This is a genomic window from Streptomyces racemochromogenes, assembly GCF_039535215.1.
In the GTDB taxonomy this organism is placed as follows: domain Bacteria; phylum Actinomycetota; class Actinomycetes; order Streptomycetales; family Streptomycetaceae; genus Streptomyces; species Streptomyces racemochromogenes.
The window spans coordinates 3707259-3732572 of sequence record NZ_BAAAWT010000001.1; the positions used below are offsets into that span (position 1 = coordinate 3707259).

Below are 25314 nucleotides of genomic sequence, written 5' to 3' on the forward strand. Positions count from 1 at the left end.
TCCCACGCGTTACCGAGAGGTCGAGCCGATGACGGACCCCGCAGTCGAACGGGACGCCGCCGAGGCCGCCTCGGCCTTCGCCCACCCCCCGGTCGCGCCCGACGCGAGCGCCGCGTACGGGGACCACCCCGACCAGGTCATCGACTTCCACGCCCCGCGCGGGCGGTCCACGGGCTCCGCCCCGCTGGTCGTGGTCCTGCACGGCGGTGCCTGGCGGGCCCCCTACGACCGGCAGCACGTCACCCCCTTCGTGGACCTGCTGGCCCGGCGCGGTTTCGCCGTCGCCAACGTCGAGTACCGGCGCGGCGGTTCCCTGCCCCGCCAGGGCGGCGGCGCTCCGGTGGCCGGTCGCTGGCCCGAGACCTTCGACGACGTGGCCGCCGCCATGGACGCCCTGCCCGCCCTGGCCGCCGCGGCCCTGCCCGCCGCCGACTTCCGCCGGACCGTGGTGACCGGCCACTCGGCGGGCGGACAGCTCGCGCTGTGGGCGGCGGCGCGGCACGTGCTCCCGGCCGGCTCCCCCTGGCGGCTGCCCGCCCCGCCGCCGCTGCGCGGTGTGGTGGCGCTGGCCCCGATCGCGGACTTCGCGGTCGCCGAGGAACTCGGCGTGTGCGGCGGCGCGTCGGCGCAGCTGCTGGGCGGGCCGGAGCACTGGGAGGCCCGGCTGCCGTGCGCCGACCCGGCGGCGCTGCTCCCGACGGGCATCGCCACCACCGTGGTGCACGGGCGCGAGGACATCGTGGTCCCGCCCGCGGTGGCGGAGTCGTACGTGGCCGCGGCGGCCAAGGCGGGGGAGATGGTCGGCCTGACCCTGGTCGAGGGCGTCGGCCACTTCCCCCTGATCGACCCGGCGGCCGACGCCTGCGCGGTGGTCGCGGAGGAGATCTCCCAACTGGCCTGGTAGCCGGTGCCCTCGCCGCCCCGGCCGGTCAGCGCCGGGCCGTGGCCCGCTTCGGCGGGGTGATGCGTACCCGCTTCGTGGCGGGGGCGTTCTCTATGTCGTCCAGCTGGGCGGTGATCGTTGAGCGCAGGTCGTCGTAGTCGTCGAAGCGGTGGTCGTTGAAGAGGGTGTAGCCGGTCCACATCAGGTTCGCGCAGACCCGCGCCGGCACGCGGCCGGTCCGGGCGCCCATGCCGACCAGGGCCACGGAGCGGATGCTGCCGGGCTTCTCGTCGTTCTGCCGGTGGACCGCCTGGAAGGCGGCCGCGCAGGCCAGGGCCACGTTCAGCGTCTGGCTGACGTTCTGCGAGGACGTCTCCATCGTCGGCGTCGAGATCAGGAAGCGCGGGGTGACGGCCCCGGACGGCACGCACACCGCGCTGCCCACCGGGAGGCTGCCGGCGAACCCGTCGCGTATCGCCCGCTGCACGCGCAGCTGGATGCCCGCCCCCAGGAAGCGCTTGACGGCGGCGTCGACCCCGCCGTCCATCCGGCCGCGGGAGTTGGTCGGGCTGACCCACGCGTCGACGTCCTCGTCGAGGATCGAGCCCCGGCGGATCTCGATCCCGGGGGTGTCGGCGAAGGCGGCCCGCCACGACTCCACCACTTCGGCGTTGACGTCGGTCAGTACGACCCTGAGCGCAGGCTGCACGCGGTCCTCGGTCATCATCCACTCCAATCGGGAATCGGTCTTTGCGACCACTCACCACGCTAGCGGCGGGCACTGACAATCCCCTTCGGTGCGCCTTCTGGTGACGGTCGGTCAGCGTTGTCAGTGCCCGCTGTTAGCCTGCGGAAAGACTCGAAAACCGCTTCGACATTTCGGAGTTGCCGCCATGCCCGAAACCAATTCCCCGGCCGATCCCGTACAGCCCGACCCCCATGACCCCCTGGCCCTCGCCGAATTGTTCAAGGGCGGCGGCGAACCGTGGTTCCCGCTGCTGAAGCCCGTCATCGAGGCCCGGCCCAACGCCGCCGCGTTCATCGGCGCGGGCCGCGGCCCGGACGTCGTCCCGGTCCGCGAGCTGACCTTCCAGGCGCTCAAGCCGAATCCGCCGCACAAGTGGAAAGTCGTCGTCTTCGGGCAGAACCCGTATCCGCGGCCGGAAAGCGCCACCGGCATAGCGATGTTCGACAACACCTTCCACGACTGGAAGGACAGCCAGTTCGGCCGCGTCGTCAGCATTCGCTGCATCATCAAGGCAGCGGCGATGTGGAAGCACGGAATTCCCAAGAAGACCCCCATCGCCGACATACGCGCGCTCCTCAAGGAGCGGGACACCGTGCAGCCGCCGGAATGGTTCCAGGCGATGCTCACCCAGGGCGTGCTCCTGCTGAACGCCGCGCTCACCGCGAGCAGCGACGGCCCCCGGGGCGGCGCCGATCCCCACACCGCCTTCTGGCGGCCGGTCGCCGAGCGGATCGTCGAGGAGATCCTCAAGGCCAAGCAGGACGCCGACGAGGAGGACCGCGGGGTCGTCTTCGCCTGGTGGGGCGCCCACGCGCGCAGCCTGAAGAAGGTCGTCCTCGAACTCCAGAAGAAGTACCCCGCCGTCGAGGTCCGGCACATCGACCACGCCAATCCGGCCGCGCAGGGCGACATCTTCTGCGACGGGGACCACTTCGCGACGGTCAACGACGCGCTCGCCTCCGTGGGCGCGGCCCCCGTCGACTGGCTCCCGGAGAAGGGGTGGAACGAGCGCGCCGACGAGGACGGCGGGGCGGCCGGCGAGGACGTCGCGGCGCGCATGGGCGCCTTCATCGCCTCCACGATGGAGCTGCACCAGCTGTATCTGGAGCGCCTCTCCAGCGTCAAGGACGAGGGCCTCGTCCTCCCCGCCATCACCGGTGTGTTCGACACCCCGCTCATGGACTTCCGGGACGCCGTCGCGCCCGTCGCCGAGCTGCTGGCCGGACTCGGCCGGCACGTCGACCGGTCGTACGAGTTCGGCAGGACGCGGGCGGACGGAGCGGCCGGCGGGCTGTCCGCCGACGCGGTCTCCGCGCTCTACCTCTACACCTGCGAGTCCGCGTTCTACCGGGAGATCAACGCCGTCCTGCGCTCCCCGGACCGCTCCAGGCTCGTCCCGTACCTGCCCTACCTGCGGCTGCTGTTCTCGGCCGTGTCGGGGCTGCCCGCGCGCACCGAGCCGCTGTACCGGGGCGTGGCGCTGGACCTGCGGGCGCAGTACCCGCTGGGCCGCACCGTCACCTGGTGGGGCGTGTCCTCCTGCACGCCGAAGCTCGGTGTCGCGCGGGGGTTCCTCGGCAGCCGCGGCAAGCGGACGCTCTTCGAGGTGGTGCCCGCCCGGGCGGTCGGCATCCGCGACTTCTCCGCGTTCACCGAGGAGGAGGAGTTCATCCTCTCCCCGGGAACGCAGCTGAAGGTCACGGACGTGAGGACCGAGCGCGGCGGTCTGTGCACGGTCCGGCTGACCGAGCTGGAGGAGCAGACCCTGGTGTCCTGACCCGGTGGGGGCCGCCGGCCCTCAGTCCCACTGCTGGTCGGCGAGGGAGGCCACCGGCTGGGGCTTGCCGATCAGCGCCAGCGCGATGAAGAAGTTGATCTGGCCGATCGCGATGGTGAGGGTGGCCAGCGCCTTCTCGTCGTAGTGCTTCGCGGCCTCGGCGTACAGCTCGTCCGGGACGCGCTCCTGCCCGCGCGGCGCGGGCTGGAGGGTGGCCTCCACCAGGGCGAGCGCGGCGCGCTCGGCCGGGGTGAAGTACGGCGCGTCCTGCCAGGAGGAGACGGCGGTGATCCGCTCCTCGGACTCGCCGGCCTTGCGGAGGAAGGCGGTGTTCAGGACGGTCAGGTAGGTGTTGTGGACGATCTGGCCGGCGCGCAGGTGCACCAGGCTGATCGTGGTGCGCGGCACCGAGCGGTTGCCGGTGGCACGGAAGAGGGCGGCGCTGATGTCGCTCAGCTCGGGCACGAACTCGCCCGGGTTGGGCATCCGGGAGATCGAGGCGGGGGCGTTCGTCATGGCTGCTGCTCCTTCGGTCGGTGTCTTCACAGCACTGACCCGGGGGAGGACGCGGATGTGACGGACCCGGAGAAGTTTTTTCAGCACGCAGGCGGCGGCGGCAGGTGCGCGACGGAGTGGGTGAAGTAGTTCCGCAGGTCCTCGGCCATCGCGTAGGCCCGCTTCACGTACACCTCCCAGGACCGGACGATCGCCGGGTCCTCGTAGCGGCGGCTGCCCGTGTGGACGCCGTCGGGGGTGTGGAGGACCTCGTACAGCACGCGGCCGTCGACGATCAGGATCTCGGGGAGCCGGCCGCCGCCGGCCGCCTCGGCGAAGGAGAACTCCTCGGCGGACAGCACCCGGGTCTGGTGCCCGGCCTCGGCGCGCATGTGGAGCCAGTGCAGCTGCCAGCGCATGTACGGGGACAGCGGCTCCTCCACCACCCGCAGCCGGCGGAGGAAGGAGCCGTTGCGGCCGTCGTCGTCGGCGGCCCGGCGCGCGGTGGTGCGTTCCGCCTCGATCAGCCGGAGCACCTCCCGCCAGTCGCCGCGGCGCAGCGCGTCGCGGGTCGGGCTGCCGGTCTCCTCGAAGTGCTGGAGCCGCTCCAGCTGCCAGGACTCGCCGTTGCGGACCGACGCGCGGCGTTCCCGCAGCTCTTCGGCGTAGGCGTCGGCGTCGAGCGCCTCGCCTCGGGTGGCCGGGAGCGCCGGCGCGCGGAGGTCGTGCATCTGGAATCCCCAGCCCTGGGTGTCGGTGCCCCGACTGTACCGAACGTGATCCGCCGGGTGCGGTACGTGTTCGCGCGTCTGCCGAAAACGCCGAGGGGGCGGGGAGCGCCGTGCGCTCCCCGCCCCCTCGGGCTGCGGTGCCTAGAGGAACGAGTTGATCTCGATCGTCTCGGTGCGGCCGGGGCCGACGCCGATCGCGGAGATCGGGGCGCCCGACATCTCCTCCAGCGCCTTCACGTAGTTCTGCGCGTTCTTCGGCAGGTCGGCGAAGGTCTTGGCCTTGGTGATGTCCTCGGACCAGCCCGGGAGGGTTTCGTAGATCGGCTTCGCGTGGTGGAAGTCGGTCTGCGAGTAGGGCAGCTCCTCGACGCGCTTGCCGTCGATCTCGTACGCGACGCAGACCGGGATCTCCTCCCAGCCGGTCAGGACGTCCAGCTTGGTGAGGAAGAAGTCCGTCAGGCCGTTCACGCGGGTGGCGTAGCGGGCGATCGGGGCGTCGAACCAGCCGCAGCGGCGGTCGCGGCCGGTGGTCACGCCGCGCTCGCCGCCGATGCGGCGCAGCGCCTCGCCGTCCTCGTCGAACAGCTCGGTCGGGAACGGGCCCGCGCCGACGCGGGTCGTGTAGGCCTTGAGGATGCCGATGACGCGGCTGATCTTCGTCGGGCCCACGCCGGTGCCGGTGCAGGCGCCGCCGGCGGTCGGGTTCGAGGAGGTGACGAAGGGGTACGTGCCGTGGTCGACGTCGAGCAGGGTGCCCTGGCCGCCCTCGAAGAGCACGACCTTGTCCTCGTCCAGCGCGTTGTTGAGGATCAGGGTGGTGTCGGCGACGTAGCCCTTGATCTGGTCCGCGTACTGGAGCATCTCCTCGACGATCGCGGAGGCCTCGATCGCGCGGCGGTTGTACAGCTTCGCGAGGAGCTGGTTCTTGCCCTCGAGGGCCGCTTCGACCTTCTGGGTGAGGATCGACTCGTCGTACAGGTCCTGCACGCGGATGCCGACGCGGTTGATCTTGTCCGCGTAGGTCGGGCCGATGCCGCGGCCGGTCGTGCCGATCTTGCGCTTGCCGAGGAAGCGCTCGCCGACCTTGTCGAGGGTGACGTTGTACGGCGTGATCAGGTGCGCGTTGCCGCTGATGAGCAGCTTGGAGGTGTCGATGCCGCGCTCGTTCAGACCGCGCAGCTCGGAGAGCAGGACGGCCGGGTCGACGACGACACCGTTGCCGATGACCGGGGTGCATCCGGGGGAGAGGATGCCGGAAGGGAGGAGGTGGAGCGCGTACTTCTGGTCGCCTACGACGACCGTGTGGCCGGCGTTGTTGCCGCCCTGGTAGCGCACCACATAGTCAACGGATCCACCGAGCAGGTCGGTGGCCTTTCCCTTGCCCTCGTCACCCCACTGAGCTCCGAGCAGCACAAGAGCGGGCACAGGCGTACACCTCTTCCGGATGGGGCATGTCCAAGGTCAGGGGGCGTACGACGATGTACACCGCAGGCTGAGCCGTCGGACCGGTGCCCCGGAATAGACGAAGGCCCTGGCGCAATAGCGCAAGGGCCTCTTGCACAAAGATGCTACCCGAGGAAGGACCGAGGTGTCGGCTCCAGAGCCCGCCATGAGCCATGCGGGCGCGCCGGTAGGCGGCCTGCTCGTGCTCGTAGACCCGGTCGCCCGCCGTCTTGACGGCGAGGCCGTGCGAATCGCGAAGGATGTGTTGTCAGCGGGAGCGGCGGCGAAAATCTGCCTCCCGGATTCGCAGGAGGAATTTGCGCGGGCCCTCGCCCGCCGAGGTCATCGGCGGCCGGTGGTCGTGGGGGACGACCGGGCGCTGGTGCGGGCCGTGGGGCTGCTGCACCGGGAGCGGGAGCCCGGCGAGCGGGTGGTGTCGCTGATCCCGGTGGGGCCCGCGGGGTCGCTGGCGCTGGCCCGGTCCCTCGGGGTGCCGCTGTCGGCGGTGCTGGCGGCGAGGACGGCGCTGGACGGGGTGGCGCGGCCGCGTGACCTGCTGGTGGACGACGGCGGCGGGGTGGTGCTGGGCGGGTTGCGGATCAGCTCGCCGGTGTCGGCCGTGCGGCGCGGCGGGGGCTACCGCTCGCTGCTGCGGACGCTGCTGCCGAGCCCGGCGTCGCCCGTGGGGCCGGTGCACCGGCTGCGGGTGGAGGTCGACGGGGTCGTGGTCGCCGACGGGGACCGCCCGGTGGAGGACGTGGCCGTGCGGACCGCCGGGGGCGGCGCGGGCCCGGCGGAGGTGGTGGTGCGGCTGTCGGGAGCGCCGCCGCTGAGGGGCTGCGCGGAGGCGGTCACGGTGTCCGCCGTGGTCGGGGCGTCCGGTGAGGACTTCCGCTACCGGGCGGACCACGCCCTGGCCGGCCCGGTACGGCGGCGCACGTGGACGGTGCGGCGCGCGGCCTGGGCGCTGACACTGCCGAGGTGAGGCGTGCGGCGGCCTAGAACTCCACCAGCAGCTCCCGCAGCCCCCGGATGACGTAGCCCTCCTGCCACTGCGGCTCCCTCACCAGCCGCATCGGCGGGCCGTCCGGGTCGAGCAGGGCCCCGAACGAGGCGGCCAGCTCCAGCCGGGCCAGGGGCGCGCCGAGGCAGTAGTGGATCCCGGCCCCGAAGGTCAGGTGGGGGTTGTCGGCCCTCCCGAGGTCGAGCGCGTCAGGGTCCTCGAAGCGCGCCGGGTCCCGGTTCGCGGACCCGAAGAGCAGCGCCACCTCGGCTCCGCGGGGGATGAGGGTGTCCCCGATCTCGATGTCGTCCAGCACCCAGCGCTCGAACATCTGGAGGGGTGTGTCGTAGCGCATCAGTTCATCCGCAGCTGTGGACAACTTTTCCGCATTCCCCGGGCCGGGGTGCGCGCGCAGGCCGGCGAGCTGACCGGGATTGCGGAACAGGGCCCACCAGCCGTTCACCGTGGTGTTCACGGTCGCCTCGTGCCCGGCGTTCAGCAGGAGGACGCAGGTGGAGATCATCTCCTGCTCGCTGAGCCGGCCCTCCTCATCGTGGGCGGCGATCAGCGCGGAGATCAAATCCGTGCCGGGCGCCTTGCGGCGCTCGGCGATCAGCTCCCGCAGGTACGCGCTGAACTCCACGCTCGCCGTCACCGCCCGCCGCGCGGTCTCCGCGTCCGGCCGCAGCTCGAACATCCCGCAGATGTCCGCCGACCAGGGCCTCAGCAGCCCCCGGTCCCCCTCCGGGATCCCCAGCAGCTCCGCGATCACCGCCACCGGCAGCGGCTCGGCGACGGCGGTCAGCAGGTCCCCGCCCCCGGCGGCCCGCAGCCCGCCCGCCAGCTCCCGTGCCAGCCGCTCGACCGACGGCGCGAGCCGCTCCACCATCCGCGGGGTGAACGCCTTCGACACCAGCCGCCGCACCCGGGCGTGCGCGGGATCCTCCAGGTCCAGCAGGCCGTTCCCGTTGAGGACGTGGAACGGCTCGTGTTCCGGCGGCGGAGCCTTGCGCCCGAACTCCTCGTGGCTGAAGCGGTGCAGGTAGGTCCGCCCCAGCCGCCGGTCCCGCAACAGCGCGCTCACATCGGCGTAGTGCGGCACCAGCCACTGCCCCGTCGCCTCGCACCACACCGCCCTCCCCCGCTCCCTCAACTCCCGGTAGGCGGGGTACGGATCGGCTACGAACGCGGCATCCCAAGGATCAAAGCGCATCCCAGCACCCTAGGCCGTCCCGCCGCTAAGCAGGCGTCACCAGCCGTGTCTCGTAGGCGTACACCGCGGCCTGGGTCCGGTCCCGCAGGCCCAGCTTCACCAGGATCCGGCTCACATGCGTCTTGATCGTCGACTCCGCCACCAGCAGCCGGTCCGCTATCTCCCCGTTGGACAGGCCCTGCGCGATCAGCACCAGCACCTCCGTCTCCCGCTCCGTCAACTCCGACACCCCCGACGGGTCCGCCGCCCTCTGCACTTCCGAAAGCTTCGAGAACTCCGAGATCAGCCGCTTCGTCACCGACGGGGCGAGCAGCGCATCCCCGGACGCCACCACCCGCACCCCCTCCGCCAGCTGCCGGGCCGAGGCGTCCTTCAGCAGGAACCCGGACGCCCCCGCACGCAGCGCCTGGTACACGTACTCGTCGAGGTCGAAGGTCGTCAGGACCAGCACCTTCGCGTCCGTGTCCGCCGCCACGATCTGCCGCGTCGCCTCCAGGCCGTTCATCTCCGGCATCCGGATGTCCATCAGCACCACGTCCGGCCTCAGGGCCGCTACCTGCGCGATGGCCTGCCTGCCGTCCACGGCCTCCCCGACGACCTCGATGCCCTCCATCGCGTTCAGCAGGACGGAGAACCCCTCGCGGACCATCATCTGGTCGTCGACGATCAGCACCCGGATCGTCATGCCGGTGCCTCCTCGGGCTCCGGCCGGCTGCGCACCGGTATGAACACGGCCACCTCGTACCCGCCCGCACCGGTCTCTCCGGCCGTCATCTCCCCCTCCAGCATCGCCACCCGCTCCCGCATTCCCGTGATCCCGTGCCCGGCTCCCGGCGACGGCGGGACGTCCCCGTCCGCCGGACCGTTGACCACGCGTATCCCCAGCCCGCCCAGTACGTACGAGACCTCCACCTCGGCCGGTGCCCCCGGCGCGTGCCGAAGGCTGTTGCTCAGGGCCTCCTGGATGATCCGGTACGCCGACAGCTCCACGCCCTGCGGCAGCTCGCGCACCGCACCCGTGACGGTCTTGTCCACGCGCAGACCGGCCTCCCGCACATTGGCCAGCAGCCCGTCCAGGGAGGCCAGCGTCGGCTGCGGGGCCTCCGGGGCCTCGTAGTCCGCGGACCGCACCACACCCAGCACCCGCCGCAGCTCCGTCAGGGCCGCCACCGCGTTCTCCCGGATGGTCGCGAAGGCCGCCTCCAGCTCCGGCGGCGGATTCTTCACCCGGTACGGGGCCGCCTCGGCCTGGATCGCCACCACCGACATGTGGTGCGCGACCACGTCGTGCAGCTCCCGCGCGATCGTCGTCCGCTCCTCCAGCAGCGTCCGCCGGTCCCGCTCGACGGCGGTCACCTCCCGCTCGGCGATCACCTCGCGCCGGGCCTCCCTGCGCGTGTTGCGGACCGTCACCACCAGCAGGGCCACCGCCGAGAAGAAGGCCATCGGCGCGACGGCGCCCCCGTCCGCGCCACCGACCAGGATCGGCAGGAGCGTCCCGTACAGCAGGGTGATGAACCACATCCACGCGGCGGCCCGGGGCCGCAGCCGCATCGCCACGAAGGTCATCACGGCCAGCGTGGCCACGAACGTGCTCGGCGACCACGGCCAGGACAGGTTCCGGTCGGAGAACACCGACAGGGCGGTGGTCAGCGCCAGCACCACCCAGAAAGCCCCCGCCGGCCGCACCAGGGTCATCAGCACCGGCCCCGCCGCCAGCAGCCCCAGCACCACGAACTGGACCGGCGGCCCGCCGTACTGGTTGTCGGCGCTCGCGAGCATCGTCACGATGAACGCCGTCACGACCACCACGGCATGCGGCAGGTAGGCCGCCCTCGGCCGTATGCCCTCGGGGAGCCGGCGCACCAGCGGCCCGTCCGTCCGCATCCGCGGCAGCGGCCGGTAGGCGAAGGCGTCGGTGATCAGCTCGTCGCGCAGGCTCTGCATCAGGCCCGAAGCCATCCGCAGTTCGGGAGGCCGGGGGGTCGCCCCGGTGGTCGTCTCGGTCATGTCCAAACCGTAGGCCGGTGCCCGCCTCGACCGCGTCGCCGCTGAAGGGGATTTCCCGGGGTCCCCCTCAGGTACTACAAGGGTGACTCAGTAGCCCGCCGGACGGACCAGACCCGTCTCGTAGGCGAACACCGCGGCCTGGGTCCGGTCCCGCAGGCCCAGCTTCACCAGGATCCGGCCCACATGGGTCTTGACCGTCTGCTCGGCCACCACCAGGTGCGTCGCGATCTCCCCGTTCGACAGGCCCTGGGCGATCAGCGACAGCACCTCGGTCTCCCGCTCCGTCAGCTCCTCGATGCGCGCCCTGGAAGGCGCACGCGGGGCTCCCAGCCGCGAGAACTCGGTGATCAGACGCTTGGTGATGTTCGGCGACAGCAGGGCCTCGCCGGCCGCGACCACCCGCACGGCCTCGGCCAGCTGGTCCGCCGAGGCGTCCTTCAGGAGGAAGCCCGAAGCACCCGCGCGCAGCGCCTCGTACACGTACTCGTCCAGGTCGAAGGTGGTCAGCACCAGCACCTTCACCAACGAGCCGGGCGTGCCCGTGAGGACGGAGGTGGCCTCGATGCCGCCCATCCCCGGCATGCGGATGTCCATCAGGACCACGTCCGGCGTGAGCTCCCCGGCCTTCGCCACCGCGTCGGCGCCGTCTATCGCCTGGCCGACCACCTCGATGTCGGGCTCGGCGTTCAGCAGGACGGTGAAGCCCTGCCGGACCATCACCTGGTCGTCGGCGATCATCACCCTGATCGGAGTGCTCATGCGTCCTTCTTCTCCTCGGAAACGGAACCGCCGGGCGGGTCCATGGGGAGCACGGCGCTCACCTCGTACCCGCCGTCAGGGCGCGGGCCGGCCGCCAGCTCTCCCCCCAGCATGCCCGCCCGCTCCCGCATGCCGAGCAGCCCGTGCCCCGCACCGGGCGACGGCGGGGCCGGCCGGGTCGGCGCCGAGTTCGCCACGCACAGGTGCAGGTCGCGCGGCCCGTAGGCGATGCCGACCTCCACGCGGGAACCGGGGGCGTGGCGCAGGCAGTTGCTCAGCGCCTCCTGCACGATCCGGTAGGCGGTGAGCTCCACGCCCGGGGTCAGCGGCCGCCGTATGCCCGCCGTCTCGGTGGTGACGTCCAGTCCGGCCGCGCGCACGTTGTCCACGAGCGCGTCCAGCTCCGCGAGGGTGGGCTGGGGGTGGTGCGGGTTCGCCGGATCGTCGGCGTGCTCGGAGCGCAGCACGCCCAGGACGCGCCGCAGTTCGGTGAGGGCCTCCAGAGCGTTCTGCCGGATGCCGGCGAGGTTCTCCTTCAGCTCCGGGGACGGGTTCTGCACCAGATGCGGGGCCACCTGGGCCTGGATGGAGATCACCGACATGTGGTGCGCGACGACGTCGTGCAGCTCGCGGGCGATCCGGCTGCGCTCCTCCAGCAGCGTCCGCCGCGCCCGCTCCTCCTCCGTCAGGGTCTCCTGCACGACGAGCTGGCCCCGGGCCAGCCGCGTCGCCCGCAGCGCGTACCCGAGGAGGCCGGCGAAGCCGAAGACGAGGAGCGCGCCGACCGTGCTGCTCTGGCTGTGCTCCGGCTTGAAGAGCATCTCGGCGGTCCCGGTGCAGGCCACGGGCACGGCGACGACCGCGGCCGTCACCTTCGGCGGCACGCGCAGCGCCACCAGCAGGACCAGCGGGGCGAAGGCGAAGAGCCCGACGGGTGTCCACGGCCAGGTCTGACCCTGCCCGACGTGGCCGTGGAGCGTGGCGGCGATGAAGCCGGCGGTCATCAGGCCGAGCCACCAGGCGGCGACGGGCCGGAACATGGCGGCCACGATGGAGAAGCCGGTGAAGAGCGACAGCACGATCACGCTCGGATCGCGCGCGTGGTAGTTGTCCTGGATCTGTGTGGACGTCAGGAAGCCGAAGAGGACGGCGGCATACACGACGAGGGCGTGCGGCAGCCGGTTCAGCCAGCGGGGCCGCTTCATCGGGGGCAGCGGATCCCGCCCGAGGGAGAACAGCCGCCGGGCCACACCGCGCGCGGCGGGGACCTCCTGTCCCGGCCCTTCGGCCGCGGTCTCTCTCTGCTCGTTCACGTCGTCCACCCTAGGCATGGGTGATCTCCCTCATGGTTGCCGGAAGCCGCTCGCGCGGGGTCCCCGCGGCCTTCCGCGGCCGGGGGGCCCGCTCGTAGGTGTGGAAGGCGGCCCAGCAGACGGCCAGGGCGGCCGCGAACACCGGCAGCCACAGCAGCCGGGCGGCTATCCAGCCCGCCGTACCGGGCACGGTGTGCAGCCCGGGCAGGTCGCGGGAGACCAGCAGCCCGAGGGCGGTGACGGACATCATCGCCGTCTGGTGCCAGAGGAACACCGTCATCGCGGACAGGTTCATCAGGGCCACCTTCGCCCAGGTGCGGGGCCGGCGCATGGCCCGCGCCAGCGGCCCGCGCGCCAGCAGCGCCAGCCCGCACTGGGCCAGCCCGAAGGCGACGGCGGCCGCCGTAGGCGGGTTCAGGTTGGACACCGCCGCCCCCGGCACCCCCACCATCGACGCCGGGTACCCGCCCCACAGGACCAACGCGGCCGCCCCGGCAGCGCCCCCGCCCAGCAGGAGCAGGGCCGGACGGCGCCGGGCGAACGCGCCCCGGGCCCAGGCCGCGCCCAGGGTGTAGGGGACGAGCCAGCCCGCGGCGACATTGACCCAGCCGATCCACTCGGGCCCGCCGAGCCCGAACCGCCACACGTCGACCGCCGCCACCACGAGAGCGGGCCACAGCGGGTTCAGCCGGACCACCAGCGGGGTGGCGGCGGTCAGCGCGGCGAACACCAGCAGGAACCACAGCGGCGACCACACCAGCCGGAGCAGGGTCCGGACGGTGTCCAGCCTGGCGCCGCCCAGCAGCAGGCCGCCGGCCACGACCGCCCACAGCGCGAGCACCGCCGCCACCGGGCGGAACAGCCGCCCCAGTCGCAGCCGCACCCAGCTCCCGTACCCGACCCCGCGCGCCCGGGCCGACGCGTACCCCTGGGCCGCGACGTGCCCGCCGACCAGGAAGAACACGGCCAGCGTCTGGAGCACCCAGGACACCGGCGCCAGCCAGGGCATGTGGGCCAGCGGACTCCCCCCGCGCAGGCCGCCGTCCGTACTGGTCAGCGAGGTCACCAGCCAGTGCCCGAGCACCACCCCGAGGATCGCGAGGGCCCGCAGGGCGTCCACCGACCGGTCCCGGTCCGCGGGGGTCGCCCCGTCGACGCGGCCGGCCAGCGCCGCCCAGCGGGCGGGCAGGCTACGCATGCGGGGCCTCCGCTCCGAGGACGATGCGGGCCAGGCTGCCGAGGGACTCGGTGCCGGGCTTGAGGTAGTCGCCGTGCCCGGCGGAGCCGGCCGCGAAGGCGCGGGCGCCGAAGGCGGGATCCACGGGATCGGTACCGAACCCGACCCCGCCGAGCCGGACATGGGGGACCGTGCCGATCCAGTCCCCGGAGCCCCGGCCGGCCCACACCCGGGCGGTGGTCGCCAGCTTCGCCCGGGTGGCCGCTCCGGTGCCCGGGCTGCCGTACAGGGCCATGTCGGTGACCTCGGGGCCGGTCCTGGTCCGGCCGCAGACCACGGAGCCGTACGAGTGGCAGAGCAGGGAGATCCGGGCGCCGGCCGGGGTCAGCTTCCGCAACCCGGAGAGGAACGGCCCGAGTTCGGCCGCGGCCCGGTCGGCGCGGTCGGTGGTCAGGACGGTGGTGCTGACCGTGCCGGGGGTGTCGTAGCCGAGCCAGGCGACCACCGCGGAGCGCGGGTGCTCGGCCTTCAGCCGCTGCTGGAGGGAGCGGGCCCCCTCCCGGAAGCGCTGGTAGGTGTCCAGGTTCGTGTCCGAGCCCGGCACGAGGACCGCGATCCGGTCCGCGTCGTCCAGATCGCCGAACACCTCCACGGCGCGGCCCTGGCCGCGGCCGTCGAAGACGAGGAACCGGGCTCCGGTCCCGGCCATGGCCCGCAGCTTCGCGGCCCGGTCGGCATGCCCCGACTCCCCGGCCGTACGGGCCGCACCGGCTATGCCCGCGAGGGAGGACGCGTACCGGCTCTCCAGGGAGGCCGACTCGGAGACGGCCTCGGGGGCCGGCGCCGGGATCCGCGGGGAAGCGGCGGCCGACACGGGGAGCACCACGGCCGCGGCCACGAGGCCGGCCAGCAGGGTGCGGCGGAGGCGGCTGCCAGTGCTCATCTCGGATTCCTCTTCCTGTCCTTCGGCCAGGCGGGCAGGCGCCCGCTCTGGTAACGAAGTTAGGAATAGGCACCCCTCGTCGGCGTCACGCTGCGGAGCCGCCTTCACAGGTAGCTCTCAGGTATGACCACCGCTACCTGAGAGCCAGCCGGCAGCGGTTCTCCACCGGTCCGCGAGCACCGGCAGACAGCAGGGGCATGCGGCCCGCCACCGGCAAATCGGCTCCCGCAGGCCTCCGTTAGGGTCCGGGGATGAACGAGACCGACTGGCAACACGACCGCATCGGCAGCGCGCACCGGGGGCTGAACCCCACCGTCCTGCGCCGCCTCGACTCCGGATTCGCGGCCATCGGGGACCGGCAGTTCCTGCCCGGGTACTCGGTGCTGCTGACCGACGACCCCGCAGTGACCCGGCTCTCGGACCTGCCCCCGGCGCGCCGGATCGCCTACCTGACCGACCTGGAGCGGCTCGCCGAGGCCGTCGAGCGGGCCTGCGCGCGGCTCGACCCGGCCTTCCGCCGCGTGAACATCGAGATCCTCGGCAACACCGACCCGTACCTGCACGCCCACATCTGGCCGCGCTACGACTGGGAGCCCGAGGACCTCGTCCGGATGCCGGTCTGGCTCTACGAGGACGAGGAGTGCTGGCGCGGCGAACGCCACGCGCTCGCGCCCCGCCACGACGGGATACGGGCCGCCGTCACCGAGGAGCTCGACCGCCTCCTCCCGTAGCGGCCCGGCCCCTACCCGGGAGCTACGTCGCGGACGTGGCCACGCGCACCCCGAAGCCGATCAGGACGACGCCCGTCACCCGGTCCATCGCCCGGCGGACGCGCGGCCGCGTGAAGAAGCGCCTGGCGCGCGAGAGGACGTAGACGTACGTGCTCAGCCAGACCAGCGTCAGCAGGACGTGGACCAGGACGAGGAGCGCCATCCCCGCCGCCGGGCGCAGACCCGGCGGCGCGAGGGTGGGGAGCAGGCCGGTGTAGAACACGGCGATCTTCGGGTTGAGGGCGTTGGCGACCAGGCCGGTGCGCCAGGCGCTGCCGCCGCGGCCGGGCGCGGCACGGTCCGCCGCGTCACCGGCGGTCCCGTCCAGGGCGGTCCCGTCCAGGGCGGTCCCGGCGCCCGGGCGGCGCAGGGCCTGCGCGCCGAGGAAGCAGAGGTACGCCGCCCCCGCGAGCTTGACCACGAGGAACACCTCGGCCGAGGCGGCGAGCAGCGCCGCGAGCCCGGCCGCGGTCAGGGCGCCCCACAGCAGCAGCCCGACGGCGATCCCGCCCACGGTGCGCAGCCCGTCGGCACGTCCCCGGGAGACGGCCCGCCGGGTCACGATGGCCATGTCGGGGCCGGGTACGAGGGTCAGCAGGGCCAGGACGCCGGTCGCCGCGGCGAGTTGCGTGAGCACACGGCTCAGTCTGCCACCAGGGGTTCGACGTAAACGGCTCTCCAGCGGGGCGCAGGGTCCTGTCCAGGCGTTGTCCAGTACTCCCGGGCGCCGACGACGCGTCCGCCGCGCACCGTCCACAGTGATACCGCCCGGTAGAGGACGTGGTCCTCGGGTATCTCCACCTCGGTGACGACGAGGTCCCCGTCGGCGAGGATGCGCAGGACCTCGACGGAGCCGATGGACCGGTCGCCGGTGTCGTCCTCCTCGTCACGGAGCACGGCGATGAAGTTGGCCCTGCCGACGATCCGCTCGCCGCTGACCGGCCATTCGATGACGGCGTCCTCGGCGACGAGCCCGGCCACGCCGTCCCAGTCGCGTGCCCCGATCCGCTCCCACAGTCGTGCCACTACCTTCAAGGGCTCCATGTGCCGCAGTGTGCGATGGGCCCCTCTTGCGCAACAAGCTCTGTTTGCAGGCTTATTGACTTCGACACAAACGCTCGGCGACTACTCCCTGTAGTACGTGAGAGGGAGGCTGCCTCCCCCGCTCAGCTCGCGGACCAGGCTTCCGTCGGGCAGCAGCCGCAGCCGGCTCCAGCCTCCGGGCGTGCAGGTGGGAGGGGTCCCGGAGGTGACGGCGGAGACTTCGAGTTCCACCGGGTCGGGGGCGCTGCGCAGGGCGGCCCGCCAGGAGCAGGAGTACCCGGGGTGCTCGACGCGCAGGGTCATGACGGGGTCGCCGACGGCGCCGGGGGTGAGGGTCAGGTGCCAGTCGGCGGAGCCGGAGACGGCCCGCCAGGTGCCGGCGTAGGACTGGGGGAGCCGGCCCGCCCGGGTTCCGCTTCCGGGGCTTGCGGCGGCGGGGGCGGAAGCGGATCCGGAGCCCGGGGAGGGGGCGCCCGCGAACCCGGAGGGCGCCGTGACCGGGGGCCGGGGCGCGGAGTCCCCGCTCATCACCGCGTACACCGTGCCGCCTGCGGCCGCCGCGACGACGACCGCCACCGCGGCGAGCAACGCCGTCGACACGGTGCCGGGGCGGGCCGGGGGCACCGCGGGAGGCGGCTCGTACGGCTGGACGGGCACCGGTGGCACGGGCCCCGCGGGGCCGGCGGTGACGGGCGCCGCGAGGGTGACGGGGACGGCCCGCGGCACGGGCGGCACGGGGGCCACGGGCGTGGCCGGGGCCGGGGCCGACGGCAGGGGTGCCCCCGTCGGCCCGGCGTCCTCGCGGTCGAGGAGCTGCGCGGCCTGCCGCCCCAGCTGGGCCACGAGCGGTGCCGGGAGCCAGGGTTCCAGCGCGCGGCCGTCGGCCACCGTGTCGCCCGCCCCCACCCGGGCCAGCACGGCCGCCGGGTCCGGCCGGGCGGCGGGGTCCTTGCGCAGGCAGTCGGCGACGAGCTCGCGCAGCCCGTCCGGTACGCCGGCCAGGTCCGGTTCGGCTTCGACGATGCGCAGCAGCAGCCCGGCGGTCCCGCCGGGGTGTTCCGCGTCGCCGAACGGCAGCCGTCCGGTGGCGGCGTACGCGAGGACGGCGCCCAGGCAGAAGACGTCGCAGGCCGGGGTGACCGGCCCTCCGCGCACCTGCTCGGGCGCCATGAAGCCGGGGGAGCCGACCAGTTGCCCGGTCCTGGTCAGGCCGGCGTCGGGCTCGTCGAGGGGGCGGGCGATGCCGAAGTCGATGACGCGGGGGCCGTCGATGGTGAGCAGCACGTTGGAGGGCTTGAGGTCGCGGTGGATCAGGCCGGCGCGGTGGATGTCCTGGAGGGCGTACGCGAGCCCGGCCGCGAGGATCCCCACCGTGCGGGCGGGCAGCGGACCGAAGTCCCGGGCCACGACCTGGCGCAGGCTCGGCCCGGCGACGTAGCCGGTGGCGAACCACGGGGTCGCCGCCTCGGTGTCGGCGTCGAGGACGGGCGCGGTCCAGGCCCCGCCGACGCGCCGGGCGGCGGAGACCTCCTGGCGGAACCTGGAGCGGAACTCCTCGCGCAGGGCCAGGCCGGGGTGGACGAGCTTGACGGCGACGGCGCGGCCGCGGTCGGAGCGGGCGAGGTAGACCTGGCCCATCCCGCCGGCGCCGAGGCGGGACAGGAGTCGGTACGGGCCGACGTGGTGCGGGTCGGTGGGGTGGAGCTGCTCCATCGCCGGGTGGTCCCTTCCCCCTGGGCTGGCCGGACGGGGCGAGCGTAGTGCGGGGCGCTCCGCGGCGGGAGGGGGCCGGGGTTTCGCCCCTGCCCGGCCGGGCGGTTGCCCTGGCGGGGCCACCGCCCTGGACCGGTCCCCCGGCCGGGCGGTTGCCCCGGCCGGACCACCACCGCCCTCGGCCGTCCCCCTGGCTGGGCCACCGCCCCGGCCGGGCCACCACCCAACCCGGGCCACCGCCCTGGCCCGGCCCTTCGCCCCCCGCCCCCGCCTGACAGTTCCGGGATACGGCGTGGGGCCCGGCTCCTCAGGCCTCCGACGTGATCGCCGACAGCGCCGCCGAGAGGCGGTCCAGGACCGCGACCGTCTCCGCGAAGCCGGCTTCGCCGAGGGCCTCCGTCAGCCTGTCGGCCAGTTCCGCGTGTCCCGGCTCGATGCGGCCGATCGCGGCGCGCCCCGCCTCCGTCGGGCGGAGCAGCTTCGCCCGGCGGTGGGCCGGGTTGGGGACGTACTCGGCGAGGCCGCGGGCGGCCAGCAGGTCGGCCACGCGTTGGACGCTCTGGCGGGTGATGCCCATGGTCCGGGCGATGCCCGCCACGGGCAGCGGCTCCGTGAGCACCGCGCCCAGGACCTGCCACCAGGCGGCCGTCAGCCCGGCCGGGCGGGCCAGTTCCTCGGAGACGGAGAGGAACTGGCCGTTGAGGTGGAAGACGCCCAGCGCGGTACGGCTGAGCAGGTCCTGCCGCTCCCGCCCGGACAGCGGTTCAGGCATCGCCGGCCTCCGCCGCCGCCATCAGGACCGGGAACGCGCTCGCGTCGGAGTCGTGGAAGAGCCGGTACCACGCGTCGAGGACGTCCGGCTTATAGACGCCGAGCCGGGCGAAGACCTCCCGGGCGAAGGCCACCGGTTCGGTCGGACCGGCCGTGATCAGGTCGCCCGCCGTCACGGCGTCGGCCTCCACGTACTGTTCGGCGCCCGCGTACCCCGGCTGCTCGGCGAGGTAGAACGAGACCGCGCTGGTGTGCGGGCGGTCGTCCAGCAGGCCCTCCCGGGCCAGACCCGCCGTGGCTCCGCAGATGGCCGCGACCGGCACCCCGGCGGCCAGGAACTCGCGGGCCTTGGCCGCGAACGGGGCGAGCTCGTCGCCGGAGTCCCAGAGCTCGGCGCCGGTCAGGATCAGCAGCGAGGAGTCCTCGGGGCGCAGGTCGGCGAGGGACAGGTCGGGCAGGATCCGCAGCCCGCCCATCGTGGTCACCGGGGTGCCGGCGGCGAGGCCGACCGTGCGGACGCGGTGGCCGCGCTGGGTGAGGTGCGCGGTGGTGTGTCCGGTCTCCCAGTCCGCCCACGTGTCGTAGACCGCGAGGTGGACGGGCTTGGCGGGGTTCTCGGTCATGGTGCTCGCCTCCAGCAGGTAGGACGAAAGCTATGACAGAAGCCTGTCATCATGGCAGTGTGCTGTCAATGCTCGTCCAGGCAGACAGACTGCCGAGAGCGGCCGCCCACCCCCATACAGTCCGCCGATATCCCTTCCCACCTGCGCACTTCTAGCGTGACCGCATGACCCCTCATGTCACCGGCGCGACCGTCAAGGCCGCCGACCGCGCTCACGTCTTCCATTCGTGGTCCGCCCAGGCCCTGATCGACCCGCTGGCGGTCGCCGGCGCCGAGGGCTCGTACTTCTGGGACTACGACGGGAACCGCTTCCTCGACTTCTCCTCCCAGCTCGTCAACACCAACATCGGCCACCAGCACCCCAAGGTGGTCGCGGCCGTCCAGGAGCAGGCCGCGAAGCTCTGCACCCTGGCGCCCGGTTTCGCCGTCGACGTCCGCTCCGAGGCCGCACGCCTCATCGCCGAGCGGACCCCCGGCGACCTCGACAAGGTCTTCTTCACCAACGGCGGCGCCGAGGCCGTGGAGAACGCCGTACGCATGGCCCGGCTGCACACCGGCCGCCAGAAGGTGCTCTCCGCCTACCGCTCGTACCACGGGGCCACCGCCGCCGCGATCAACCTGACCGGCGACCCGCGCCGCTGGCCCTCGGACACCGCCTCCGCCGGCGTCGTCCACTTCTGGGGCCCGTTCCTCTACCGCTCGCCCTTCCACGCGACGACCGAGCAGGAGGAGTGCGAGCGCGCCCTCGCCCACCTCGCCGACACGATCGCCTTCGAGGGCCCGCAGTCCGTCGCCGCGATCATCCTGGAGTCGGTGCCCGGCACCGCCGGGATCATGACCCCGCCGCCCGGCTACCTGGCCGGCGTGCGCGAACTGTGCGACCGCTACGGCATCGTCTTCATCCTCGACGAGGTCATGTCGGGCTTCGGGCGCACCGGCAAGTGGTTCGCCGCCGAGCACTGGGACGTCACCCCCGACCTGATCACCTTCGCCAAGGGCGTCAACAGCGGTTACGTGCCGCTCGGCGGCGTCGCCATCTCCGCCGCCATCGCCGAGACCTTCGCCACCCGCCCCTACCCGGGCGGACTGACGTACTCCGGCCACCCCCTGGCCTGCGCCGCCGCCGTCGCGACGATCAACACGATGGAGGAGGAGGGCATCGTCGAGAACGCCGCCCGCATCGGGGCCGAGGTCATCGCCCCCGGGCTGGCCGACCTCGCCGAGCGCCACCCCTCCGTCGGGGAGGTCCGCGGCCTCGGCGTCTTCTGGGCGCTGGAGCTCGTACGCGACAAGGGGACGCGCGAGCCGCTCGTCCCGTACAACGCCTCGGGCGCCGACAACGCGCCGATGGCCGAATTCGCGGCGGCCTGCAAGGCGTCCGGGCTGTGGCCGTTCGTCAACATGAACCGGACTCACGTCGTCCCCGCGTGCACGGTCACGGAGGCCGAGGCCAAGGAGGGCCTGGCCCTGCTCGACGAGGCGCTCACGGTGGCCGACCGGCACACCACCGGCGCCTGACGGTCCGGACGTCACGGCCGACATCACATCCGCATTCCAGCCGTAGACCGCTCGGTTTCAGCCGCGCTGCCTGGCCTAAGGTGTCCGATGACCTACGGAGGAGACGGACCCCTATGCCAGGCAGCCGGAGCGGAGGTGTCACCCGCAACACCCTTCGGCAGCAGATCGCGGACGCGCTGCGTGACGAGGTGCTCGCGGGGCGTCTCCCGCCCGGGACCGAGTTCACGGTCAAGCAGATCGCCGAGCAGTACGAGGTCTCCGCGACCCCGGTGCGCGAGGCCCTGGTCGACCTCTCGGCGCAGGGGCTGCTGGAATCGGTGCAGCACCGGGGTTTCCGGGTGCGGATCTTCACCGTCGACGACTTCCGGGGAATGATCGAGGCCCGGACGCTGATACTCGACGGCATCTTCCGCCGCCTCGCCGAACGCGGCACCCCGCCCGGTACCGCCGAACTGCTGGTGTCCGTGCGCCGCCGCGCTGAGGAGGCGCGGCGGGCCGCGCGCAGCGGTTCGCTCGAAGTGCTGATCGGCTACGACCTGCGTTTCTGGCGGGAGCTCAGCGAGCTGGTCGGCAACACCTACATCTCGGACTTCCTGCACCGCATCCGCGTGCAGTGCTGGGTCTTCTCCGTGCCGCACCTCCAGGGGGCCCCCGAGCTGCGGGCCGCGCTGTGGGACGGGCACAACGAGCTGGTGGACGCGGTGACCCTGGCCGACGCCGACGAGGTACGCCGCCTCGTACGCGCGTACAACCAGCACGGGCTGAACTGGGCCGCGAGCCTCTGACGCCGCCCGTCCGCCCGCCCGGGTTCTGCGCACCCCTTCGCGGAGCGTGTCCGGCGCATTACTCTGGCTCGATCGGCGGCAACGACTGATCGGAGCCCGCGTGGCCTGTGACCTGTGGCTGGTCCCCCTTGTCGACGTGCTGTGCCACAGCCCCGACAACCCCTTCGCGGAAGAGATCGCCTCGTACGACAAGGCGCTGGGTGAGGCGGGCCTGCCGTCGGTGCCCGTGTTCGCGTACATGCCCGGCCTGAGCGGGGACGTGGCCCCGGTGGCCGGCTTCGACTACGACGCCCTGCACTTCCTGCGGCGGGCGTACCTGCTGCAGATCTGCGGGCTGCCGGTGACCCCGGTGGACGAGCTGGGCGGGGACTACGAGCAGCTGCTGGAGATGTTCGAGGCCACGGCGCAGCAGTCGCACCTGGTGTGGCACTACGACCACGCGGGGGCGTACGTCCCGGTGGACTTCGAGGCTCCGCTGGCCAACGAGGAGCTGCTGGCCGGCGGCGGCCCGCTGGGGTCGGCGCAGGGGCTGCTGCGGGAGCTGGCCTTCGTGGCCCCCGCGATCGGCATAGACCCGGCGAACCCGCCCGCGGCGCCCGCACCGCCCGGGGGGCCGACGGCGCTGGAGGAGCCCGCGGGGCCCATTCCGTACGACGAGAGCCCCTTCGCCCGGGAGCGCCACGTGTGGCTGGGGCTGCACGCGGCGGCGACCCGCAGCCTCGGCCAAGGCTCGATGATCATCTTCAGCTGACGCTGATGCCGCGGTGGCGGCCGCGGCGGCGGTGGTCGTCGTCGGTACCGGCCGTGGGCACTGGCCGGACCCGGGGACCGATTCCCCCGGCCCGGCCTCCGCGGCGCGCCGCCCCCGTGAGCGGCGCGCCCCGGGGACTCAGCGCGGCTGCTCCGGCGGCCGCTGGCGCGGCATGTTCGGGCGGGTTCCCGGTGGCAGCGGGAAACGGGCCGGGGCGATCCCCGGGTCCGGGCGGGAGGGCGCCCCGGCCAGGGACTGCATCAGCAGCGGCGCCGGACCGGCCCGGAACTCCACCATCCAGTCGGCCGTCTCCGAGCGCACGAGCTCCGTGACGTCCTCCGAGAAGCGCCGCAGCACCGTCAGGCACCGCTCGGCGGCCTCACTGGCCGTCCCCTCGGTGGGGCCCAGCACCTCGCGCACGTTCTCCGAGGCCCAGTCGAACTGGAGCGCCTGCAGTCGCCGCTGCACCGCCTGCGCCGTCGCCACGTCCCGCATCCACCCGGAGGTCAGCCCGAAGAAGCGGTCGCAGGCCATGCAGGCGGCGGCCAGCAGCAGTGACAGGTAGCCGTACGAGGCCGCCCCGGGCGCCGAGCCCGTCAGCTCCAGCAGGGGCATGGCAGCGCCCGTGACGGCGCCCACGGCCGCGCCGGCCCGCAGCGCCCGCGCGCCGCGGCGCTTCCACGCCCGGTCGGACAGGTACCACTCGGCCGTCCGCAGGGCATCGGCCTCCACCCGCCGGTAGAGCTCGTCGAGCCGCTCGGCGGGCTCTCCCCAGTCCCCGAGAGGGAACGGCCGGCCGGTAAGGTCGCCGTCCTCTGCGGGGTCCCGGGGTGGCCCCTCGGGCTGCATCTCCGGCTGACTCACCCGGCACTCCCTCTGCCTGCGCTGACGTGTGATGCGCGTGTGCGCAATGGTGCGCATGCTCTTCCTACCTTCGAATGACGCGCGATGGGCAACGAATCCCGGGTTTTCCGCCCACAAGGAGGGCTCCATCAGGTACGCGCACGCCCCGTCTCTCACCCGAAAGAGTTGGTCCTCCCGGCGTAGGGCGCGGCGCCCGGGGAGCACGTAGGCTCGGATTGACCGAGCCTTCCCCGAAGGCGATCCGCAGCCGTTTCGACGTACGGAGTGAGTACCTGTGATTCCCGGTGGTGGCCAGCCCAACATGCAGCAGCTGCTCCAGCAGGCCCAGAAGATGCAGCAGGACCTCGCCGCGGCCCAGGAGGAGCTGGCCTCGGCCGAGGTCGAGGGCCAGGCGGGCGGCGGCCTCGTGAAGGCGACCGTCACCGGTTCCGGTGAACTGCGCGCCCTCGTCATCGACCCGAAGGCCGTGGACCCGGAGGACACCGAGACCCTCGCCGACCTGGTGGTGGCGGCGGTCCAGGCGGCCAACGAGAACGCGCAGGCGCTCCAGCAGCAGAAGCTGGGACCGCTGACCCAGGCCCTGGGCGGCGGCAGCGGCATCCCCGGCCTTCCGTTCTAATCGCTCCCGCGGTCCGCTCCGCGGAACCGCACCCGCACTCGCACCCGCACCCATAAGCACGCAGAAACGAAAGAAGGCAGTCCGTTGTACGAAGGCGTGGTCCAGGACCTGATCGACGAACTGGGCAGGCTGCCCGGCGTCGGGCCCAAGAGCGCGCAGCGGATCGCCTTCCACATCCTGCAGGCCGAGCCCACCGACGTCCGGCGCCTGGCGCACGCGCTGCTGGAGGTCAAGGCGAAGGTCCGCTTCTGCGCGGTGTGCGGGAACGTGGCGCAGGAGGAGCTGTGCGGGATCTGCCGTGACCCGCGCCGCGATCCGGCGGTCATCTGCGTGGTCGAGGAGCCGAAGGACGTCGTCGCGATCGAGCGGACCCGCGAGTTCCGGGGCAAGTACCACGTCCTCGGCGGGGCGATCAGCCCGATCGAGGGCGTCGGCCCGGACGACCTGCGGATCCGCGAACTGCTCGCGCGGCTGGCGGACGGCGCGGTCACCGAGCTGATCCTGGCGACCGACCCGAACCTGGAGGGCGAGGCCACCGCCACCTACCTCGCCCGCATGATCAAGCCCATGGGCCTGAAGGTCACCCGCCTGGCCAGCGGGCTCCCCGTCGGGGGAGACCTGGAGTACGCGGACGAGGTCACGCTCGGGCGGGCCTTTGAAGGAAGGCGACTTCTTGATGTCTGACGCAACGCTGCACGCCCTGGGACAGGATCCGGACGACTTCGCCGCCTCGATCGCGGACCAGATCGAGTCCTTCATCGTCGCGGTCACCGAGGTGGCCAAGGGCGAGGACCCGGACAGCGCCGTCCCCTTCCTCCTCCTGGAGGTGTCCCAGCTGCTGCTGGCGGGCGGCCGGCTGGGCGCGTACCAGGACGTCCTGCCCGAGGAGCGCTACGAGCCCGACCTCGGCCCGGAACCGGACGTGGACGACCTGCGCGAGCGGTTCGCCCTGATGCTGGAGCCGGTCGACGTCTATTCCGAGGTCTTCGACCCCTACGAGCCGCGCAAGACCCCGGTCGCGCACCGGATCTCCGACGACCTGGCCGACGTGGTCGCCGACCTGCGGCACGGGCTGATCCACCTCCAGGCGGGCCGGGTCACCGAGGCCCTGTGGTGGTGGCAGTTCTCGTACTTCACCAACTGGGGCCCGACGGCCTCGGCGATGCTGCGCGCACTCCAGTCGCTGATCGCCCACGTCCGGCTCAACCAGCCGCTCGCGGCCCTGGACGGCCTGGACACGGACGAGGACCTGACGGAGGACGACCTCGCGGAACAGGCCGGTGCGGTCATGGCCGAGGAGCTCGGCACACTGGGCCGTCGCCCGGCCGCCCAGCAGGCCGGAGACCGGTAGCGGGTCGCGCC

The 25314-nt window shown here is 73.1% G+C and carries 27 protein-coding genes; 10 read left to right on the plus strand and 17 right to left on the minus strand.

The features are described from left to right. The first annotated feature begins 28 nt into the window (after positions 1-28). A complete protein-coding gene (locus ABD973_RS17175) occupies positions 29-904 on the plus strand; it encodes an alpha/beta hydrolase family protein (RefSeq protein WP_125821608.1) in 876 nt (291 codons plus the stop codon). Between the two features lie 25 nt (positions 905-929). On the opposite strand, the gene ABD973_RS17180 is transcribed toward ABD973_RS17175, so the two are convergent. Further along, positions 930-1607, minus strand: a complete 678-nt coding sequence (locus tag ABD973_RS17180) for a macro domain-containing protein (protein ID WP_164720910.1) — start codon at positions 1605-1607, stop codon at positions 930-932. Positions 1608-1776: 169 nt separating this feature from the next. Here ABD973_RS17180 and ABD973_RS17185 point away from each other — a divergent pair, with 169 nt between their 5' ends. Then, positions 1777-3408, plus strand: a complete 1632-nt coding sequence (locus tag ABD973_RS17185; RefSeq protein ID WP_125821606.1) for an ADP-ribosyltransferase domain-containing protein — start codon at positions 1777-1779, stop codon at positions 3406-3408. A 21-nt stretch (positions 3409-3429) separates the two neighbouring features. Here ABD973_RS17185 and ABD973_RS17190 read toward each other — a convergent pair whose 3' ends face one another. From ABD973_RS17190 to ABD973_RS17200, 3 genes are all read right to left on the minus strand, one after another. Then, positions 3430-3924: a carboxymuconolactone decarboxylase family protein gene (locus ABD973_RS17190; RefSeq protein WP_125821605.1), complete on the minus strand. Its 495-nt coding sequence runs from the start codon at positions 3922-3924 to the stop codon at positions 3430-3432. 80 nt (positions 3925-4004) lie between these two features. Further along, on the minus strand, positions 4005-4634 hold the full coding sequence (locus tag ABD973_RS17195) for a DUF6879 family protein (RefSeq protein WP_125599875.1): 630 nt from the start codon (positions 4632-4634) through the stop codon (positions 4005-4007). Positions 4635-4775: 141 nt separating this feature from the next. Further along, positions 4776-6059: an adenylosuccinate synthase gene (locus ABD973_RS17200; RefSeq protein ID WP_125599878.1), complete on the minus strand. Its 1284-nt coding sequence runs from the start codon at positions 6057-6059 to the stop codon at positions 4776-4778. Between the two features lie 184 nt (positions 6060-6243). Between ABD973_RS17200 and ABD973_RS17205 the strand changes: the two genes are divergently transcribed. Then, the gene (locus ABD973_RS17205) at positions 6244-7062 is read left to right on the plus strand and encodes a diacylglycerol kinase catalytic domain-containing protein (protein ID WP_386381878.1); all 819 of its coding nucleotides are present in this window, start codon (positions 6244-6246) and stop codon (positions 7060-7062) included. A gap of 13 nt (positions 7063-7075) precedes the next feature. On the opposite strand, the gene ABD973_RS17210 is transcribed toward ABD973_RS17205, so the two are convergent. From ABD973_RS17210 to ABD973_RS17240, 7 genes are all read right to left on the minus strand, one after another. Further along, the gene (locus tag ABD973_RS17210; protein ID WP_345500723.1) at positions 7076-8293 is read right to left on the minus strand and encodes a cytochrome P450; all 1218 of its coding nucleotides are present in this window, start codon (positions 8291-8293) and stop codon (positions 7076-7078) included. A gap of 25 nt (positions 8294-8318) precedes the next feature. Then, complete coding sequence (locus ABD973_RS17215; RefSeq protein WP_345500725.1) at positions 8319-8978, minus strand: response regulator; 660 nt, start codon at positions 8976-8978, stop codon at positions 8319-8321. After that, a complete protein-coding gene (locus ABD973_RS17220; protein WP_125821601.1) occupies positions 8975-10303 on the minus strand; it encodes a sensor histidine kinase in 1329 nt (442 codons plus the stop codon). Before ABD973_RS17220 ends, ABD973_RS17215 begins: the two co-directional genes overlap by 4 nt. Positions 10304-10390: 87 nt before the next feature. Next, complete coding sequence (locus tag ABD973_RS17225) at positions 10391-11062, minus strand: response regulator (protein ID WP_125821600.1); 672 nt, start codon at positions 11060-11062, stop codon at positions 10391-10393. After that, positions 11059-12375 carry a histidine kinase gene (locus tag ABD973_RS17230; protein WP_345500728.1) on the minus strand — a complete coding sequence of 439 codons (1317 nt, stop codon included), beginning with the start codon at positions 12373-12375 and terminating at the stop codon, positions 11059-11061. Before ABD973_RS17230 ends, ABD973_RS17225 begins: the two co-directional genes overlap by 4 nt. Positions 12376-12385: 10 nt before the next feature. Further along, positions 12386-13573 carry an acyltransferase family protein gene (locus tag ABD973_RS17235; protein ID WP_345500730.1) on the minus strand — a complete coding sequence of 396 codons (1188 nt, stop codon included), beginning with the start codon at positions 13571-13573 and terminating at the stop codon, positions 12386-12388. After that, entirely contained in the window at positions 13566-14495 is a 930-nt protein-coding gene (locus tag ABD973_RS17240; protein ID WP_345500732.1) for an alpha/beta hydrolase, read from the minus strand. Before ABD973_RS17240 ends, ABD973_RS17235 begins: the two co-directional genes overlap by 8 nt. A 251-nt stretch (positions 14496-14746) precedes the next feature. Here ABD973_RS17240 and ABD973_RS17245 point away from each other — a divergent pair, with 251 nt between their 5' ends. After that, positions 14747-15226 carry an HIT family protein gene (locus tag ABD973_RS17245; protein ID WP_345500734.1) on the plus strand — a complete coding sequence of 160 codons (480 nt, stop codon included), beginning with the start codon at positions 14747-14749 and terminating at the stop codon, positions 15224-15226. Positions 15227-15248: 22 nt separating this feature from the next. Here ABD973_RS17245 and ABD973_RS17250 read toward each other — a convergent pair whose 3' ends face one another. From ABD973_RS17250 to ABD973_RS17270, 5 genes are all read right to left on the minus strand, one after another. Next, positions 15249-15902: a LysE family translocator gene (locus tag ABD973_RS17250; RefSeq protein ID WP_345500736.1), complete on the minus strand. Its 654-nt coding sequence runs from the start codon at positions 15900-15902 to the stop codon at positions 15249-15251. 5 nt (positions 15903-15907) lie between these two features. Next, entirely contained in the window at positions 15908-16309 is a 402-nt protein-coding gene (locus ABD973_RS17255; RefSeq protein ID WP_164720909.1) for a nuclear transport factor 2 family protein, read from the minus strand. A gap of 81 nt (positions 16310-16390) precedes the next feature. Beyond that, positions 16391-18022, minus strand: coding sequence for a serine/threonine-protein kinase (locus ABD973_RS17260; RefSeq protein ID WP_345500739.1), 1632 nt, complete (start codon positions 18020-18022; stop codon positions 16391-16393). Positions 18023-18329: 307 nt separating this feature from the next. Continuing rightward, positions 18330-18794: a MarR family winged helix-turn-helix transcriptional regulator gene (locus tag ABD973_RS17265; protein WP_125821594.1), complete on the minus strand. Its 465-nt coding sequence runs from the start codon at positions 18792-18794 to the stop codon at positions 18330-18332. Further along, entirely contained in the window at positions 18787-19416 is a 630-nt protein-coding gene (locus ABD973_RS17270) for a DJ-1/PfpI family protein (RefSeq protein WP_125821593.1), read from the minus strand. Before ABD973_RS17270 ends, ABD973_RS17265 begins: the two co-directional genes overlap by 8 nt. A 164-nt stretch (positions 19417-19580) precedes the next feature. On the opposite strand from ABD973_RS17270, the gene ABD973_RS17275 reads away from it, so the two are divergent. The 3 genes from ABD973_RS17275 to ABD973_RS17285 all read left to right on the plus strand — a co-directional run bounded on the left by ABD973_RS17275 (position 19581) and on the right by ABD973_RS17285 (position 22469). Continuing rightward, the gene (locus ABD973_RS17275) at positions 19581-20933 is read left to right on the plus strand and encodes an aspartate aminotransferase family protein (protein WP_345500741.1); all 1353 of its coding nucleotides are present in this window, start codon (positions 19581-19583) and stop codon (positions 20931-20933) included. A 113-nt stretch (positions 20934-21046) separates the two neighbouring features. Beyond that, positions 21047-21718 carry a GntR family transcriptional regulator gene (locus ABD973_RS17280; RefSeq protein ID WP_345500743.1) on the plus strand — a complete coding sequence of 224 codons (672 nt, stop codon included), beginning with the start codon at positions 21047-21049 and terminating at the stop codon, positions 21716-21718. Between the two features lie 100 nt (positions 21719-21818). Next, on the plus strand, positions 21819-22469 hold the full coding sequence (locus ABD973_RS17285; protein ID WP_125598047.1) for a hypothetical protein: 651 nt from the start codon (positions 21819-21821) through the stop codon (positions 22467-22469). A gap of 138 nt (positions 22470-22607) precedes the next feature. Here the strand turns inward: ABD973_RS17285 and ABD973_RS17290 are convergent, their stop codons facing one another. After that, positions 22608-23333, minus strand: coding sequence for an SLATT domain-containing protein (locus ABD973_RS17290; RefSeq protein ID WP_125598050.1), 726 nt, complete (start codon positions 23331-23333; stop codon positions 22608-22610). Positions 23334-23607: 274 nt separating this feature from the next. On the opposite strand from ABD973_RS17290, the gene ABD973_RS17295 reads away from it, so the two are divergent. The 3 genes from ABD973_RS17295 to ABD973_RS17305 all read left to right on the plus strand — a co-directional run bounded on the left by ABD973_RS17295 (position 23608) and on the right by ABD973_RS17305 (position 25303). Beyond that, positions 23608-23952 carry a YbaB/EbfC family nucleoid-associated protein gene (locus tag ABD973_RS17295; RefSeq protein WP_125598053.1) on the plus strand — a complete coding sequence of 115 codons (345 nt, stop codon included), beginning with the start codon at positions 23608-23610 and terminating at the stop codon, positions 23950-23952. Between the two features lie 84 nt (positions 23953-24036). After that, positions 24037-24636, plus strand: a complete 600-nt coding sequence (gene recR, locus ABD973_RS17300) for a recombination mediator RecR (RefSeq protein WP_125598056.1) — start codon at positions 24037-24039, stop codon at positions 24634-24636. Continuing rightward, positions 24629-25303 (plus strand): DUF5063 domain-containing protein, encoded by a 675-nt coding sequence (locus tag ABD973_RS17305; protein ID WP_125598060.1) that lies wholly within the window; start codon positions 24629-24631, stop codon positions 25301-25303. The genes recR and ABD973_RS17305 overlap by 8 nt, the downstream gene beginning before the upstream one ends. Positions 25304-25314 lie beyond the last annotated feature (11 nt).